At 62.9% G+C, this 16243-nt stretch carries 15 protein-coding genes; 7 read left to right on the forward strand and 8 right to left on the reverse strand.

Annotation, left to right across the window (positions count from 1 at the left end; translation table 11 throughout):
- Positions 1 to 42: 42 nt before the first annotated feature.
- Positions 43 to 1362 carry an ABC transporter substrate-binding protein gene (locus SO140_RS23455; protein WP_498543172.1) on the reverse strand — a complete coding sequence of 440 codons (1320 nt, stop codon included), beginning with the start codon at positions 1360 to 1362 and terminating at the stop codon, positions 43 to 45.
- A gap of 44 nt (positions 1363 to 1406) precedes the next feature.
- Positions 1407 to 2474, reverse strand: coding sequence for an ABC transporter ATP-binding protein (locus SO140_RS23460; protein WP_027523756.1), 1068 nt, complete (start codon positions 2472 to 2474; stop codon positions 1407 to 1409).
- A 203-nt stretch (positions 2475 to 2677) separates the two neighbouring features.
- Between SO140_RS23460 and gntR the strand changes: the two genes are divergently transcribed.
- The 7 genes from gntR to SO140_RS23495 all read left to right on the forward strand — a co-directional run bounded on the left by gntR (position 2678) and on the right by SO140_RS23495 (position 9048).
- Positions 2678 to 3754, forward strand: a complete 1077-nt coding sequence (gntR, locus tag SO140_RS23465; protein ID WP_498543173.1) for an HTH-type transcriptional regulator GntR — start codon at positions 2678 to 2680, stop codon at positions 3752 to 3754.
- Between the two features lie 147 nt (positions 3755 to 3901).
- Positions 3902 to 5731, forward strand: a complete 1830-nt coding sequence (locus tag SO140_RS23470) for an IlvD/Edd family dehydratase (RefSeq protein ID WP_449383529.1) — start codon at positions 3902 to 3904, stop codon at positions 5729 to 5731.
- A 157-nt stretch (positions 5732 to 5888) separates the two neighbouring features.
- Positions 5889 to 6620, forward strand: a complete 732-nt coding sequence (locus tag SO140_RS23475; RefSeq protein WP_449383530.1) for an SDR family oxidoreductase — start codon at positions 5889 to 5891, stop codon at positions 6618 to 6620.
- A 33-nt stretch (positions 6621 to 6653) separates the two neighbouring features.
- On the forward strand, positions 6654 to 7400 hold the full coding sequence (locus tag SO140_RS23480) for an SDR family NAD(P)-dependent oxidoreductase (protein WP_449383531.1): 747 nt from the start codon (positions 6654 to 6656) through the stop codon (positions 7398 to 7400).
- A gap of 7 nt (positions 7401 to 7407) precedes the next feature.
- Positions 7408 to 7800 (forward strand): GFA family protein, encoded by a 393-nt coding sequence (locus SO140_RS23485; protein ID WP_449383532.1) that lies wholly within the window; start codon positions 7408 to 7410, stop codon positions 7798 to 7800.
- An 81-nt stretch (positions 7801 to 7881) separates the two neighbouring features.
- Entirely contained in the window at positions 7882 to 8562 is a 681-nt protein-coding gene (locus tag SO140_RS23490; protein ID WP_449383533.1) for a site-2 protease family protein, read from the forward strand.
- A gap of 63 nt (positions 8563 to 8625) precedes the next feature.
- Positions 8626 to 9048 (forward strand): hypothetical protein, encoded by a 423-nt coding sequence (locus SO140_RS23495; RefSeq protein WP_449383543.1) that lies wholly within the window; start codon positions 8626 to 8628, stop codon positions 9046 to 9048.
- Here the strand turns inward: SO140_RS23495 and SO140_RS23500 are convergent.
- From SO140_RS23500 to SO140_RS23525, 6 genes are all read right to left on the reverse strand, one after another.
- The gene (locus SO140_RS23500) at positions 9036 to 9854 is read right to left on the reverse strand and encodes a TonB family protein (RefSeq protein ID WP_449383534.1); all 819 of its coding nucleotides are present in this window, start codon (positions 9852 to 9854) and stop codon (positions 9036 to 9038) included. The genes SO140_RS23495 and SO140_RS23500 overlap by 13 nt on opposite strands.
- An 11-nt stretch (positions 9855 to 9865) precedes the next feature.
- Positions 9866 to 10336, reverse strand: a complete 471-nt coding sequence (exbD, locus tag SO140_RS23505) for a TonB system transport protein ExbD (protein ID WP_449383535.1) — start codon at positions 10334 to 10336, stop codon at positions 9866 to 9868.
- A gap of 3 nt (positions 10337 to 10339) precedes the next feature.
- Positions 10340 to 11272 (reverse strand): tonB-system energizer ExbB, encoded by a 933-nt coding sequence (gene exbB / locus SO140_RS23510; RefSeq protein WP_449383536.1) that lies wholly within the window; start codon positions 11270 to 11272, stop codon positions 10340 to 10342.
- Positions 11269 to 11958, reverse strand: coding sequence for a Fe2+-dependent dioxygenase (locus SO140_RS23515; RefSeq protein ID WP_449383537.1), 690 nt, complete (start codon positions 11956 to 11958; stop codon positions 11269 to 11271). The genes exbB and SO140_RS23515 overlap by 4 nt, the downstream gene beginning before the upstream one ends.
- A gap of 19 nt (positions 11959 to 11977) precedes the next feature.
- Entirely contained in the window at positions 11978 to 14527 is a 2550-nt protein-coding gene (locus SO140_RS23520; RefSeq protein WP_449383538.1) for a TonB-dependent receptor, read from the reverse strand.
- A 332-nt stretch (positions 14528 to 14859) separates the two neighbouring features.
- On the reverse strand, positions 14860 to 16243 hold a 1384-nt coding region (locus SO140_RS23525; RefSeq protein ID WP_498543174.1), incomplete at its 5' end, for a TonB-dependent receptor.

Consider the following 16243-nt stretch of genomic DNA (forward strand, 5'->3'; position numbering starts at 1 on the left):
TGCGAAGAGCGGGCGGCCAGACAGCCGCCCGCGTCGAGATCATCAGCGATAGATGCGCTTCAATTGCCGTTCGGCTTCCGCAATCGCACCCTTTGCGTCCTTCGTGCCGGTGCAGTAGTTGGCAAACATGTCAACGACGATGAAGTCGGCGATTGCGGTTGCCGCCTTCTCGCCCACCGTACCGATGCCGGACGCCGGCAAGGTTCGCTTGGATGCCTGCGCGAACACGGCGTTCTTTGGATCGGCCGTCCAGACCGGCGCGTTTTCATACGCATTCAGAGTCTGCGTCAGGTAACCCTGCGCCCCATCCAGCCACTTCTCGTAGTTTTCCTTCTCCAGCATGAAGGCAATGAACGCCTTCGCCGCGTTCGGGTATTTGGTGAAGTTGAAGGCGAGGATCGGCAGAGCGAGCTGCAATTCGGTCGGCTTGCCGATGGGCCCGACGGGGTGCAGCGCGTGATAGGTGTCTTCGGCGAGTTCCTTCTTGGTGGGGTCGGTCTTGGCCGCGACATAGATCGAAATGCCGTTGAGGGTACAATAAAGCTCGCCGGCCAGGTACGCCTTGTTGTTGGAGGAGTCGTTCCAGGATGGGATCCCGGGGATGAAGGTCTCGGAGAGCGCCTTGCAATACTCCAGTGCCTTCATGGTCTCGGGCGAATTGATGACGATCTTGTCGTTCTGGTCGACGGTGTAGGCGCCGTGTCCCCACAGCACCCAGTGCAACCAACCATTGGCGTCACCGCTGGCATGCCCGAGCGCGTAGCCCGCGGGCGTGTTGTTCGCCTTGAGCGCCTTGCACATCTCGAGGAAGCCGGGGAAGTCCTTCGGAAACTCCTTGAAGCCCGCCTTGTCGGTCGCCGACTTGCGGTAGGTCATGTACCCGCCGTTGGTCGCCACCGGAATGCCCAGCCAGTCGTCGCCAAGCTTGCAGGTCTTGGCCGCCGCATCCGTCCAGCCACCATACTTCTTGCCGAGGTAATCGGCGACGTCGTTCATCTTCAGCACTTTGGTCGGGAAGAGTTGGGGCAGCGTGTGGAGGCCCCAGGCTAGATCGAGACCCGAGCCGGTATTGGCCGCAACGGATGCCTTCGGCTGCACGTCCTCAAAGGACTCGCTGAACACGTTCATTTCGGTGCCGGTCGCCGCCTTGAACGCCGCGACCATCGCGTTGAATGCATCGTCTTCCGCCGGCACGAAGCGCTTCCAGCGCATCACGGTCAGCTTGGCGCCCGGCTCGGCCTTCCACGGCGAGTCCGCCGCCCAGGCTTTCGCGAATTCGAACAGTGCAGGTCCCGTCAGTGCGCCGGTTGCAGCCAGTGCCGTTCCGCCTTGAAGCAATGCCCGGCGGGTAAAGTCTTGCATGTCGTCCTCCCAATGAAACTTTTTTTAGTTTGTTGAAGTCTGTCTCACGCGTTCAGCCGTTTTCCTGTCCCCTCGTCGAACAGATGAACCAGCGACGGATCCGGCTTCAGCCGGACCTTGTCACCAGGATTGAACTGGTGCCGCTCGCGGAACACGGCGACAACCTGCTCGCCGCCGAGCTTTGCGAACACCTGCGTCTCCGAGCCCGTCGGCTCGACGACGACGATCTCGGCTTCCGCCCCGTCGTCGGCGATCGTGAAATGCTCGGGCCGCACGCCATAGACCGCGGGCTGTCCGTCGGACGCGGTCGGCGCGGTCTTGAGCGGCAACTTGACGCCGTTCGGTCCCTCGAAGGTCGCCACCCCGTTCGAGCGCACATGGCCCTTGAGGAAGTTCATCGCCGGCGAGCCGATGAAGCCCGCGACGAACTGATTTTCGGGCTTGTCGTAGAGCTCGAGCGGCGTACCCATCTGCTCGACGATGCCGTCATGCATGACGACGATCTTGTCGGCCATGGTCATGGCCTCGATCTGGTCGTGGGTGACGTAGACGGTCGTGGTCTTGAGCCGCTGGTGCAGCTCCTTGATCTCGGTGCGCATCGCGACGCGCAGCTTGGCATCGAGGTTCGACAAGGGCTCGTCGAACAGGAACACCTGCGGATCGCGCACGATGGCGCGGCCCATGGCGACGCGCTGGCGCTGGCCGCCGGAGAGCTGGCGGGGATAGCGATCGAGCAGCGGCGTGAGCGCGAGGATCTCGGCGGCGCGCTTGACGCGCTTGTTGATCTCGTCAGAGCCTGCGCTGCGCAGCTTGAGCGAGAAGCCCATGTTGTCGGCGACGGTCATGTGCGGATAGAGCGCGTAGTTCTGGAACACCATCGCAATGTCCCGCTCCTTGGGCTGGACATTGTTGACGACGCGCTCACCGATCGAGATCGTGCCTGAGGTGATGTTCTCGAGCCCTGCGAGCATGCGCAGCAGCGTCGACTTGCCGCAACCGGAGGGGCCAACCAGAACGACGAATTGACCGTCCTCGATCGGAATCGTCACGCCGTGCAGGACTTCAAAATTGCCGAACGATTTCCGCACGTCGCGGATGTGCACAGACGACATCTAGCTCCCTCCTCACTGGTCCGCAGCGCCCATCGAGCACCGCTACCGCCTTTTCTTCTGAGGCCCCACCCAACGAGGCCCCATTGTACAGGCAGCATTGTCCGCAGTTTGCGCCATTTTGGCAATTTGTCTTTGGTTAGTCGGAGCTGGTAGCGCTGTCAACGTTCCTTTGTTTGCAGGAAGGGCTGTGCTATGAGCAACAAATGGGACGAAAACGCACCAAATCGGGCAAGATCCGGCTGGCGGAGGTCGCCGAGCTCGCCGGAGTGAGCCCGATCACCGCGTCCCGCTTTTTCAGGAATCCGGAGGCGCTGTCGGTTGCCAAGCGGGCGCGAGTCGAGAGCGCCGCACGTGAGCTTGGCTATGTGCCCAATCTCGCGGCACGTGCACTGGCCTCGCAGCGCACGGAGGTGATTGCCGTTCTGATCCCCTCCCTCACCAACAACGTGTTCTCCGACGTGCTGCGCGGCATCTACGACGCGTCCGAAGGCAGCCGCTACTCGATCCAGCTCTCCAACACGCGCTACAGCATCCTTCAGGAGGAGAAGCTGCTCCGCCTGTTCCTGGCGCAGAAACCGGCCGGGCTGATCGTCACCGGCATCGACCAGACAGCCGAATCGCGTGCGATGCTGGAGGCGGCCGATTGCCCGATCGTGCAGATCATGGAGCTCGGGCCCGCCCCCGTCGACATGATGATCGGCTTTTCGCACTATGATGCGGCACGCGCGGCGGTCGCGCACCTGTTTGCGCAAGGTTGCCGCCGGGTCGGCTTCGTCGGGGCGCGGATGGATCCGCGGGTGCAGCGGCGGCTTGACGGCTATGTCTCGGCGACGAAGGACGCCGGGCTGTTCGACCAGCGCCTCGTCGTCACGACGGCGACGCCGACCTCGGTGACGCTGGGGGGAACGCTGTTTGCCGACCTGCTCGCGCGGGAGCCGAACATCGATGCGGTGTTCTGCGCCAATGACGACATCGCACTCGGCGTGCTCTTCGAATGCCGGCGCCGGGAGATCACTGTCCCTGATCAGATCGCCATCATCGGCTTCAACGACCTTGAATTCATGGCGAGCGCGGTCCCAACCCTCACCAGTGTGCGGACCAACCGCTACGAGATGGGCCGGGCTGCCGCAACGATGCTGATCGAAGCCATCGAAGGCCGCCGCCCGGAACAGCCGGTGCTCGATCTCGGTTTCAAGGTGATCGAGCGGCAAAGCTCGCTGGCGCAGCGCGCCGCCAGCCAGCCCGCACTTTCGGGAATGGTGGCGGGTCGAACACAATGATAGCGTTACCAAGGACCCATGGCTAGTATCGCACTTGTGAGGAAACGACCGCCAGGCGAGCTGCGGAATGCAGCCTTGCGCTGTCGGGCATCGCACAAGCCGACACGACAGACCGACGCCTGTGCGTTCGCATTCTAGGAGATATCAATGACAAAAAAACCAACCAACGGGCATGCACCCGCAACCAATGGCAGCCGCCGGCGCCTTCGCTCCCAGGAATGGTTCGACAACCCGCATAATCCCGGCATGACCGCGCTCTATATGGAGCGCTATCTGAATTTCGGCCTCACCCGCGAGGAACTTCAGTCCGGCAAGCCGATCATCGGCATCGCCCAGACCGGCAACGACCTCTCCCCCTGCAACCGCCACCACATCGAGCTCGCGCACCGCGTCCGCGAAGGCATTCGCATGGCCGGCGGCATCGCGCTGGAGTTTCCGACCCATCCGATCCAGGAAACCGGCAAGCGGCCGACCGCGGCGCTCGACCGCAACCTCGCCTATCTCGGCCTCGTCGAGGTGCTGTATGGCTATCCCCTCGACGGCGTGGTTCTGACTACCGGCTGCGACAAGACGACGCCTGCCTGCATGATGGCGGCGGCGACCGTCAACCTGCCGGCGATCGTGCTGTCGGGCGGCCCGATGCTGAACGGCTGGCATGACGGCGAGCGCACCGGCTCGGGCACCATCGTCTGGAAGTCGCGCGAACGTCTTGCCGCCGGCGAGATCGACTACGAAGAGTTCATGGAGATCGTCGCCTCGTCCGCGCCCTCGGTCGGCCATTGCAACACCATGGGCACGGCCTCGACGATGAATTCGCTCGCTGAGGCACTCGGCTTCTCGCTGCCGGGCTGCGCGGCGATCCCGGCGCCCTATCGCGAGCGCGGCCAGATCGCCTACGAGACGGGCAAGCGCATCGTCGAGATGGTCTGGGAGGATCTGAAACCCTCCGACTTCCTGACCCGCAAGGCGTTCGAGAACTGCATCGTGGTGAATTCGGCGATCGGCGGCTCGACCAATGCGCCGATCCACATCAACGCACTCGCCCGCCACATCGGCGTCGAACTCTCGATCGACGACTGGCAGAAGTACGGCCACGACGTGCCGCTGCTGGTGAACCTGCAGCCGGCCGGCTTCTATCTCGGCGAAGAATTCCATCGCTCCGGCGGCGTGCCCACCGTGGTGCGCGAGCTGATGAAGCACAAGCGCATCCACGAGGACGCGCTCACCGTCAACGGCCGCGGCATCGGCGAGAACTGCGCCAATGCACCGAAGCCCGATCAGGACGTGATCTGGGCCTACGACAAGCCCATGGTGAAGGACGCCGGCTTCCTGGTGCTGCGCGGCAATCTTTTCGATTCCGCGATCATGAAGACCTCTGTGATCTCCAAGGAGTTCCGTGATCGCTACCTCAGCAACCCGAAGGACCTGAACGCGTTCGAGGGACGCGCCATCGTGTTCGAGGGACCGGAGGACTATCACGAGCGGATCGACGATCCCTCGCTCGACATCGACGAGCGCTGCGTGTTGTTCATCCGCGGCACCGGACCGATCGGCTATCCCGGCGGCGCGGAAGTCGTGAACATGCAGCCGCCGGCGGCGCTGATCAAACGCGGCATCCATTCCCTGCCCTGCATCGGCGATGGCCGGCAGTCCGGCACGTCGGGATCGCCCTCGATCCTCAACGCTTCGCCGGAAGCGGCCGCAGACGGCGGCCTCGCGATCCTGAGGACCGGCGACAAGGTGCGCATCGACCTCAACAAGGGGAGCGCCAACATCCTGATTTCGGATGAGGAAGTTAAGAAGCGCCATGCCGAGCTGAAGGCCAATGGCGGCTTCAAGCATCCGCCGAACCAGACGCCGTGGCAGGAGATCTATCGCAACACCGTCGGCCAGCAGTCGACCGGCGCCTGCATGGAGCTCGCCACGCGCTACCAGAACGTCGCCGGCACGTTCGGCGTGGCGCGGGATAACCACTAGCCTCCGTCATTGCGAGCGCAGCGAAGCAATCCAGAATCCTCAGGGCGGCAGACCGGATTGCTTCGTCGCTACAGTGCAAAATTGCTACGCAATCTTGTCACGAGCTCCCTCGCAATGACGAGCCGATAGACAAGTTGAAGGTGAGGAGAAAAACAAAATGGCAGACCGCCTCAAGGGGAAGCGCGCTGTTGTCACCGCCGCAGCGGCAGGCATCGGGCGCGCATGTGCAACAGCATTCGCGCGTGAAGGCGCAACCGTCATCGCCACCGACATCAATGAAGGCGGCATCGCCACCTTAAGCAAGGACGGCGTCGCCGAGACGGCAAAGCTCGACGTTCGCAACACCGCCGACGTCAACGCCTTCGCCAAGCGCATCGGCAAAATCGACATCCTGCTCAATGCGGCAGGTTTCGTGCATAACGGGACGATTTTGGACTGTTCGGAAGAGGACTGGGATTTCTCGTTCGACCTCAACGTCAAATCCATGCACCGGACGATCAAGGCGTTTCTGCCGGCGATGCTTGCGGGCGGCGGCGGCAGCATCGTCAACATCTCGTCTTGCGCGGCGCTGAGGCCGCCGGCCAATCGTTATGTCTACAGCGCGTCCAAGGCGGCGGTGTCGTTGCTGACGCGCGCGGTTGCGCTCGACTTCATCACGCAAGGAATCCGCTGCAACAGCATTTGCCCCGGCACCGTCGAGACGCCCTCGATGCTCGACCGCGCCGCCGCCGTTGGCCCACAGGGCAAGGAGATGTTCATCGCCCGCCAGAAGATGGGCCGGCTCGGCACCGCTGAGGAAATCGCGGCCATGGCAGTCTATCTTGGCAGCGACGAAAGCGCGTTCACCACCGGCGTCGACCTCGTCGTCGACGGCGGCTTCATGCTCTGATTGATCCTCGTCACGAGAGGAAGGAATTCTTGCATGAACAAGATCGACCTCAACGGCCGCTGCGCGATCGTCACGGGCGGAGCGCAGGGTTTTGGCCGCGCCATCACCGAGCGTTTCGTCGCATCCGGCGCCAAGGTCGCGATCTGGGATTTTGACGCGGCCCTGGCCGAGAAGACCGCCAAGGAAATCGGCGGCGACGTTCGCGTCTTCAAGGTCGACGTCGCCGACGCGGCCGCGGTCGACCAGGCCCGCGATGCGACCCTCGCCGCCTTCGGCAGGATCGACATCCTCGTCAACAATGCCGGCATCGCCGGCATCAACAAGACGGTCTGGGAGACCGATCTCGAGGAATGGCGCAAGGTGCTGCGCATCAACCTCGACGGCCCCTTCATCTGCTGCAAGGCGATCGTGCCGACGATGCTCAAGCAGAAATATGGGCGCATCGTGAACATCGCCTCGATCGCCGGCAAGGAGGGCAATCCGAACGCGGCGCACTACTCGGCCTCCAAGGCCGGCCTGATCGCGCTGACGAAGTCGCTCGGCAAGGAGCTTGCCGCGCACGACATCCTGGTGAACGCCGTGACGCCGGCGGCCGCGAAGACCGCCATCTTCGACCAGCTGACGCAGCAGCACATCGATTTCATGCTGTCGAAGATCCCGAAGGGCCGCTTCGTCCTGGTGGAGGAGCTCGCTGCGATGGTGGCCTGGCTTGCATCGGAAGACTGCGGGTTTTCGACCGGCGCGGTGTTCGATATCTCCGGCGGCCGCGCCACCTATTGAGGGCGTCATGATCAGGGAAGGCGGATGCCTCTGTGGTGCGGTGCGGTTCAAGGCGGAGGGCGATCCGCTCAACGTCCGCGTCTGCCATTGCCGCAACTGCCAAAAGGCCATGGGCTCGCCCTTCTTCGCCCGCGCGCTCTTTCCGCAGGCTGCGCTGACCGTCGAAGGCGAGACCGGCCGTTTTCCAATATCGGAGCGCATCGATCGCGTCTTCTGCAAGCAATGCGGCACGCGACTCTTCTCGTGGCGGCGTGACGGCTCGGCGGCGGGCGTTGCGCTGGCGACTTTCGACGACCGTAACGCCTTCGTGCCCACCGAGCACATCTGGGTACGGGAAAAGCTCAACTGGCTGACGTTCGGCGACGGCCTGCCGCAATATCCGACCACCATCCCGTCCTGATGGGGCCGAACGGCGCCCGTCTTCGCCGGGACGATGAATCGTGATAGTTCGGCCATATCGGGCACGAACCGGGGCAACCGCTTGAACGTCTCCCTCTACGACCTCTCCGTCTGGGTGCTGCCGCTGCTGATCGCCATCACCTTCCACGAGGCCGCGCACGGCTTCGTGGCGCACCGTCTCGGCGACGATACCGCCTGGCAGCTCGGCCGGGTCAGCTTCAACCCGCTCCGGCATATCGATCCGTTCGGCACCCTGATCCTGCCGGCGATGCTGCTGTTTGCGCATTCGCCGTTCCTGTTCGGCTATGCCAAGCCGGTGCCGGTGAACTTCCGCAAGCTCAACAACCCGAAGCTCGACATGGTCTGGGTGGCGCTGGCCGGCCCCGCGACCAACATCCTGCTGGCTCTGCTGGCGGCCCTGGCACTCCACGCCCTGCCTCTTGCGCCGGCAAGCTCGGCGCAATGGATATTCGACAACCTGAGGAATTCGCTTCTGATCAACGCGGTGCTGGCCGTCTTCAACATGATGCCGATACCGCCGCTCGACGGCGGGCGGGTCGCGGTCGGCCTGTTGCCTCGGCCCCTCGCCCTGCCGCTGGCCCGGCTCGAGCCGTTCGGGATGCTGATCCTGATCGCCATCCTGATCCTGCTCCCCCTTGCGGGTTCGCAGTTCGGTCTAAATCTTGATGTTATCTCGGCAATACTGCGAACGTTGACCGGATATGTGATTAAGGCCGTTCTCTTCCTGACCGGCAACGCGTAGTTGAACCAGGACGAACCCAGAGAACCCGAAGGGCCCGAGGCCAACTTGGTCAAAGCTGCCGACATGCTGATCGCGCGCCGAGCCGACACCCGCGCCCGCGCCGATTTCGCCACCTGGAAGATGATGGCCAAGCTCAACGGGTTGTCCGCGCTGCCTCCAGAGGCCCAGGAGTTCCTGGCGAGCTATAAGAAGCTCTTGGAGCAGACGAGCGAGGACGACGCCACCGAGGCGACCATCGCCTCGGTCTACAAGGCCTACTATGCCGAAATGGGCGGCGCCGGTACGCCGCCCGATGTTCGTCCCCGGGCCAGCGAGCCCGTGAAGGACAATGTTACCGCCTTCCGCCGCCCGTCGCCCAAGCCGAAGAAAGCCGGCACGTTCGGGGTGACCGCGTTCGGCGGAACCGAGAAGCGGCCGCTTCCGGTGGCGCTGATCTTCGCCTGCCTGGTCGTGGTCTACGTCGCGATCCGCTACTACTGGCGCTGAGCCGACTTCTTCTTCGTCTCTCGCGGCGGGAAGGTCACGTCGAGCGTCCGCTCGAACTTTTCATCCGTCAGTCCGGCCGGCGGTTGCGGCACGGGATCCGAGCGACGGATCATCGAGACCGCCGCCGCATCGAAGGCTGCGTCGCCAGAGGACTCCACCACGTCGACCGAAAGCACGTTGCCTTTGCGGTTGAGGACGAGAGTCACCTTGACCTTCTGCGACTTCGGCTCCTTGCCCTCAGGGTAGACCTGGTGCAGCTTGAAATGGGCACTGATCTTGCGGTTCCAGTCGGCAGTCAGCTTCAGGATGTCCTTCCCGATGCCGAGCACCGGTGCCATGGCCTTCTCAGCCTCGCGCGCAGCGTCATCGAGCTTCTGCCGCGCCGATGCGACCGACAGCGGCGATGCCTCGACAGCCGGGGTCTCGACGGCCGCGACCTTTTGACTCTCCTCGTCCGGCTTTTTCGCGTTGTTGTCGGCGACGACCCGGTCGGCATCGTCGACGTCCTGGTGCTGGTCCTTGGGAAGCTCCGTTTCCTTCACCTCAGCCTTTTGTTCGGGTATCGCCCGCTGTTCCTGCATGGCCTCGCTGTCAGGTCCGGGTGGAAGCTCGGACTCGGGAGCATCCGGCGAGGCCATTTCGACGGCGAATTCCGCACCGGCCACACCCAGACCGTCGTCTCCACCATCCGTCTGCAAATGCGCGAGCGCCAGCGCCGCGCCTCCCAGATGCAGCGCGAGCGCCGCCACTGCGGCCAAAACCCACAGCCGCCTGGATGGTCTCGGTTCGATCTCGAGATCGGACATGACAAGAGCCTCTAGGGCTTCGCAGGGTCTGCCGCGGAAGATGTCGGAGAAGCCGGGACACCTTCCAGCGTCACCAGCTTCACCTTGGAGTATCCACCCGAACGCAACAGCTCCATCACGCCCATCAGTTCGCCATATGGCACTGTGCGATCGGCGCGCAGGAAGACGTACTTGTCCTTGCTCATGTCCGACAAGCCGTCGAGCGAGGCGGCCAGGTTGGCACGCGTGACCGGGTTCTCCCCGATCGCAAGCGTCAAATCGGACCTGATGCTGACATAGGTCGGCTTGTCCGGCTTCTTCTGCGGTGTGGCGGTGGAGGTCGGCAAATCGACAGGCAGGTCAACCGTCGACAGCGGCGCGGCGACCATGAAGATGATCAGCAGCACCAGCATGACGTCGATGAATGGCGTGACGTTGATCTCATGCGTCTCGGAAAAGTCCGCATCATCGTCGAGATCGTTGTCTGCGATCGAAGCTCCCATCGCCTACTCCGCCGCTGCGCGCGAATGAACGCTGCCATGGCTACGGTCGAGGTCGCGCGAGAGCAGCCGCGCCGCCGCACCCGAGGCGCGGCTGACGAGCTCGAGATAGCCCTTCGTCATGCGCGCGAAATGATTGTAGATGATGACGGCGGGGATCGCCGCGACGAGGCCGATCGCAGTCGCAAGCAGCGCTTCGGCGATGCCCGGCGCGACGACTGCAAGGTTCGTCGTCTGCGACTTCGAGATGCCGATGAAGCTGTTCATGATGCCCCAGACGGTGCCGAACAGGCCGACGAAGGGCGACGTGGCGCCGATGGTCGCAAGCACGCCCATGCCGATCCGAATCCGTCGCGACTCCGCGCGGGCGATCTCGGCGAAGCTCGAGGCGGCGCGTTCCTTGATGCCGGCGTCGCTGGAGATTCCTGCTGACGCCCGCGCCTCGCGCAGCGCGGCCGCAAGGAATGACGGCAAGATGCCTTCCTTGGCACCGAGCGCGAACTGCGCCTCTGCCAGCGAGCGAGCGTCGGCGACCTTCTTCAGGGCCGAACGCAGCCTGCCCTGTGCCAGCGTCAGCTCGATCGATTTCGCGATGAAGATGGTCCAGGTGACGAGAGACGCGAAGGCAAGCCCGATCATCACCGCCTTCACGATGATGTCCGCCGACATGAACATCACCCAGGGCGACAGCTCCTTCATCACAGGCGCGGTCGATTTCAGCACACGGCCGGCATCGGCCGACGCCGCATCGGACGCGGCACCCGCGGGGGCAACCGTCGCCGCAGGCGCGGCTGCTGATGGCGCCGCCGGAGCGCCGACCGGCTGCGATGCGGCCGGCGGCGTTGCCGTCTGTTGCTGTGCCGAAACAGGCACTGCGAGCGCGATCACCGCGATCATCACGGTTGCGGCAAAGCTTGCTCGGAAGGGTGTCATCTTCATACTTCGGCCCAGTAGCGAATGAGGTTGTGATAGATACCCGTCAATTTGACCGTTTCGGGGTCGTCGCGCCCAAGCCGCTGCGCCAGCGCCTGAACGGCAGTATCGAGGTCAAAGATCAGGCTGCGGGCTCGATCATCCCGTACCATGCTCTGCAGCCAGAAAAAAGACGCCACCCGCGCGCCCCGCGTCACCGGCGTGACCAGATGCAGGCTGGTCGAGGGATACAGCACGCAGTCGCCGGCCGGCAACTTAACTTCGTGCGAACCGTAGGTGTCCTCGATCACGAGTTCGCCACCGTCGTATTCCTCCGGCTCGGAGAGGAACAGCGTGACCGACAGGTCGGTGCGGATGCGAAGGCCGGTCAGGCGATCGCCGCGGATCGCATTGTCGACGTGCAGACCAAAATGGTGTCCACTGCTCGCCGCATAGCGGTTGAACAGCGGCGGGAAGATCTGGAGCGGGATCGCAGCCGCCAGGAAGCGCGGGTTCGCCGTCAGCGCCGAGATGACGCGGTTGCCGAGCCTGCGTGCGACCTCGCTGTCCGGCGGCAATTGCTCGTTGCGCTTGACCATCGCCGACTGCGCACCCGCGGTGGAACGCCCGTCTTCCCAATCGCTGGCGTCCATGATGCGGCGGAAATCCGCCACATCATCCTTGCTCAGGACGCCTTCTATGCATGTCAGCATGGCACCTCGTGTCGTCTCCTCAGTAACGGGCCGATAGCACCAGATAGGCGGCGCGTCCTGGTGCCTCCAGCACGAACGGCGCAGCGCTCTGGTACAGCGCGTCGTAGTAGCGCTTGTCGAAGATGTTGTTGACGAACAGCTTGACCTGCCAGTTCTTGTTGATCTTGGCTTCCGCGAACGCGTCAAAACGCCAGTAGCTGGGGATCGATGTACCCTGGTTGGCCGCGAGGAACGTGCCACCATAGATCTTCGAGCGATAGACGGCCTGGCCACCCAGCTCCCAGATGTCGGTGAGCTGGTACTTGGTGAGCATGCTGAAGGACTGATGCGCGACGTTGGAGAGCGGCAAGCCGACGTTCGTCGTATACAGTGTCGTGTTGGCCGGCGGGATCAGCGACTTGGTTACCTCCGACTGCATCAATACAAGGCCGCCGAAAATGCTCCATTTGTCGGTGATCTTACCACCCACGCCAAGGTCGATGCCGCGGATGCGATAGGCTGCTCCGGCAGTGATGCAGGAGACGGTCCCGGTCGTACCGGCAGGATAGGGACAGGTTGCGGTCGCAGTAGCGGCGGTGACGTTGCGGGACTCGCGCGCATTCTCCTTCTCGGTCTGGAAAAGTGCAGCCGTCAGCAACAGGTGTCTATCGAACAGCTCCCACTTGGTACCGAGCTCGATGGCTTTGTTCTTTTCCGGACCGAAGATCTGAGGAACGCCCCCGTTGAGCACCGGCGCGAGGCCGCCGTACTGGACGCTCGTCCCGTCGAATTCCGCGCCCACCGGATTAGATGAGGTCGCGTAAGCTGCATAGACGCTTCCATTCGGCAATGGCTTCAGGGTAAGGCCGAGGTTGAAGTTCGGCATCCCGTAGTCCTGCTGTTGCTGACCGAAGACATTGGCGACGCCGTTGACTGTCCCGTAACCGTTCACCTTGATGTTGTAGTCGTCATAGCGGACGCCACCGTTGAGGATCAGCAAATCATTGTAGTTCGCCGAATCCAGCAGGTAGACCGACTTGGTGTCGATCTTGATGTTCGTTGGCAATCCTGAAAGACCTCCTGGTATTCCAAAGGGGAGGTTCGTGAACTGCGGATTGAAAACGCTCACGCCGGTCAACGACCCAGCCCCGGTGAATCCTCCAGGAAGGGCTTCGGAGCTCAGGCCAACATATTTGTCGATCGACGACGTCTCGTGATCATATTCGAAGCCAGCAAGGGCAGTGTGCCTGAAGCCGGCGCCGTCGTTGAACTTGTAGGTCGCCTCGGTCTGATTGGCGATCACGTCCGTGGCCTGGTAGCGGCTCTGCGGATTGGCGCTGAGGGTCGAGGCCGATAGCGGGGTTGCGATGACCGGCGCTTCAGGCAGCGTTCCGATGTAGTTCTGGGTGGAATGCGAATCCCGGAATTTGTTGGTGATCAACAGATCGGGCGTGACCTGCACTTCGGCATTGAGCGTCCCGATGTCCTGGCCAACCCGATAGAAGTCTCGATTGACGAAGCCATACCAGTTGTTGCGGTTCGAGCCGAAATCCGGAAAAGGGCCGCCGGCAGTGCTGGCCGTGCTCGGCCGGTAGTAGGGCACGCCGAAATCCGGGAGACCGGTCAGTTCGGTATGAATATAGCCGGCGGTGATTTTGACCGCATCCACCGGCTTCCAGGTCGTGGCAACAAACGCGCCATCGCGATTGTCCTTCACGTAGTCGCGGCCGGCGACGCCCGCATCCTGAAACAGGCCGCCTGCGCGAACCGCGAGGGTCGGGCTGATCACCTGGTTGACATCAAGCACCACACGCTTGGTCTGGTCGGTGCCAAACGTGGTGTCCATGTTGTAGAAGCTCTTCTCCGTCGTCGCCTGCTTGGTCACGATGTTGATCGCGCCGCCCGTGGTGCCGCGACCCGCGAAGGACGAGCCTGGGCCGCGCAGGATTTCGACCTGCTCCGTGAAGAAGTTTTCGCGCACGCTGACGCCGGAATCTCGCACGCCATCGATGAAGACGTCATTGCGAGCGTCGAAGCCGCGGATGAAGAAGCGATCGCCGAAGGCATTACCACCCTCGCCCGTCCCCAGCGTCACGCCAGCAGTGCTGAGGATGGCCTGCTTCAGCGTGGTGGCGTTCTTGTCCTCGAGCACTTCCTTACTAAGCACCGTTACTGATTTCGGCGTGTCGACCAGCTTCTCGGGGAATTTGCCCCCGGCCTGCACGTGATCGACCTTGTAGGGTGCGGCCGGATCCGCATACGGATTGCGGTCCGCCGCGGGAGCGGGTGTGTTAGCGACTGGTGCCTGCGCCGCCTGCTGACGCTGTGCCGCGCGCCGCAACGCGGTGCGCGCGCGGACCTGCTCCGGCGACGGTTTTGAGGCAGCGGGGCGAGGACGCTCGACGGGCGCATCGACGGTCACGGGCGGCAGGTTCGACTGCTGCGCCTGCGCGCCGCTCGAAACCGACGCGACCGCGATCAGGCTTGCGACCGCCGAGACGGTCTTGCCAGATGCGACTTCGAGATTGTCGTCGAATGATTTCCGTACCGCGTTCGAACGCAACGACCGCGGAGCCCTTGCCGTGCCCATCCTACGCCCCACTTTGTTTCTGCAGTGTGTCGCCTTGCGACAAGTGTGTCGCCTTGCGACAACGCGACGCAGCGTTGGTATCGAGCGGAGTAAAGTGGGTCAACGCGATCACGGCCGGGATATCTTTGAATCAATCCAGATCAAAACGATTCTAAACTTCAGTTTGAAACGATTCTAAATTGGAGCTTGTAAGCGTTCTAAATTGACTCACGAAATGTCTGCCGAATTCTCCTTCGCATCGGTCGATCGTTGATGGCCGCGCGATATCCGCGACCATCTGGCCGCGGATATCGTAACGACGAGAGCGGGTCAGGCTGCTCTCCATCGGAGCCTCAGAACTTGGCCGAGGTGACGACGTAGAACGCCCGGCCTGGTGCGACCGCCACGAACGGTACAGCGCTGCGATAGAGCGTGTCGTAGTACAGCTTGTTGGTCAGGTTCTGCGCGTAGAGCTTCATCGTCCAGTTCTTGTCGATCTTCTTCTCGACGAACGCGTCGAAGCGCCAGTAGCTCGGCAGCTCATTGCCGGTGTTGGCCGCAAACGTGCCGCCATAGACCTTCGAGCGATACACCGCCTGCCCGCCGAGCTCCCAACCATCGTCGAGCTTGTACTTGGTGAGCATGCTGAACGACTGGTGGGCGACGTTGGCCAGCTGGAGGCCGATGTTGGAGGCGATGCCGCTTTGCGTGACCTTCGACTGCATCAGCACCAGGCCGCCGAAGATGCTCCAGCGGTCCGTGATCTTGCCCTCGGCCTCGATGTCGATGCCCTGGATTCTGTAGGCCGCGCCCGAAGTCAGCAGGTTGTTGACGGTCTCGCGCGCATTGTCCTTGGTGGTTTGGAACAGTGCGCCCGTCACGAGCAGATGGCGGTCGGCGAGTTCCCATTTGGTGCCGATTTCGGCCGCCTTGTTGCGCTCGGGGCCGAGCAGAATGGCCGTGTTCGCCGGAACGCCACCGTAATCGGTGCCGGTTGCGTCAAGCTCCGACCCGAACGGATTGGCCGAGGTCGCATAGGCCGCGTAGATGCTGCCGATCGACATCGGCTTGTAGACCAGGCCGACGTTGTAATTGACGAGATTGGCATTCTGCTTGAGATAAGCCGAGTTTGTCGAAGAGCTTTGGCTGTAGCCATCATAGCGGACACCGCCATTGACGATGATGGTGTCCTGCCAGTTCGCGGTGTCCATGACGTAGACGCTGCTGGTGTTGACCCCATAACGCGTCGGGTTTCCAACCAGCGACGGCGTGCCGAAGCCAGAGAGATAAGTGTACTGAGGGGAATAGAGATTGACGTTCTGGACGGCGCCGTTGCTCGTTGAGCCGCCGCCGAACAGTTCCGAGGAGAGACCGGTGTAACGGTCGATCGAGATGTCCTCGTTCGTATATTCGACGCCGAACACCGCGGTGTGCTTGACCCCGCCGGTGTCGAGCTTGAACGTGGCCTCGTTCTGGTTGGCCCACACGTCCACGTTCTGGTAACGGCTCTGCGCGCTGGCCGTGGTCGTCCAGAGCAGCGGATTGACGTTGGTCGTATTCGGGTTCTGCGGCAGCGTGCCGATATAGTTCAGTAGCGAGTGCTCGCCGCGCACCTTGCTGGTCAGGGTGACGGCCTCGTTGACCCTGTACTCGGCCGTGGCGGTGCCGAAGTCCTGCCGCGCAGTCTGGAAGTCGCGGTTGACGAAGCCGTACCAGTTCTGGCGCGGGATCCCGGCC

Source organism: Bradyrhizobium sp. UFLA05-108 (genome assembly GCF_059803455.1).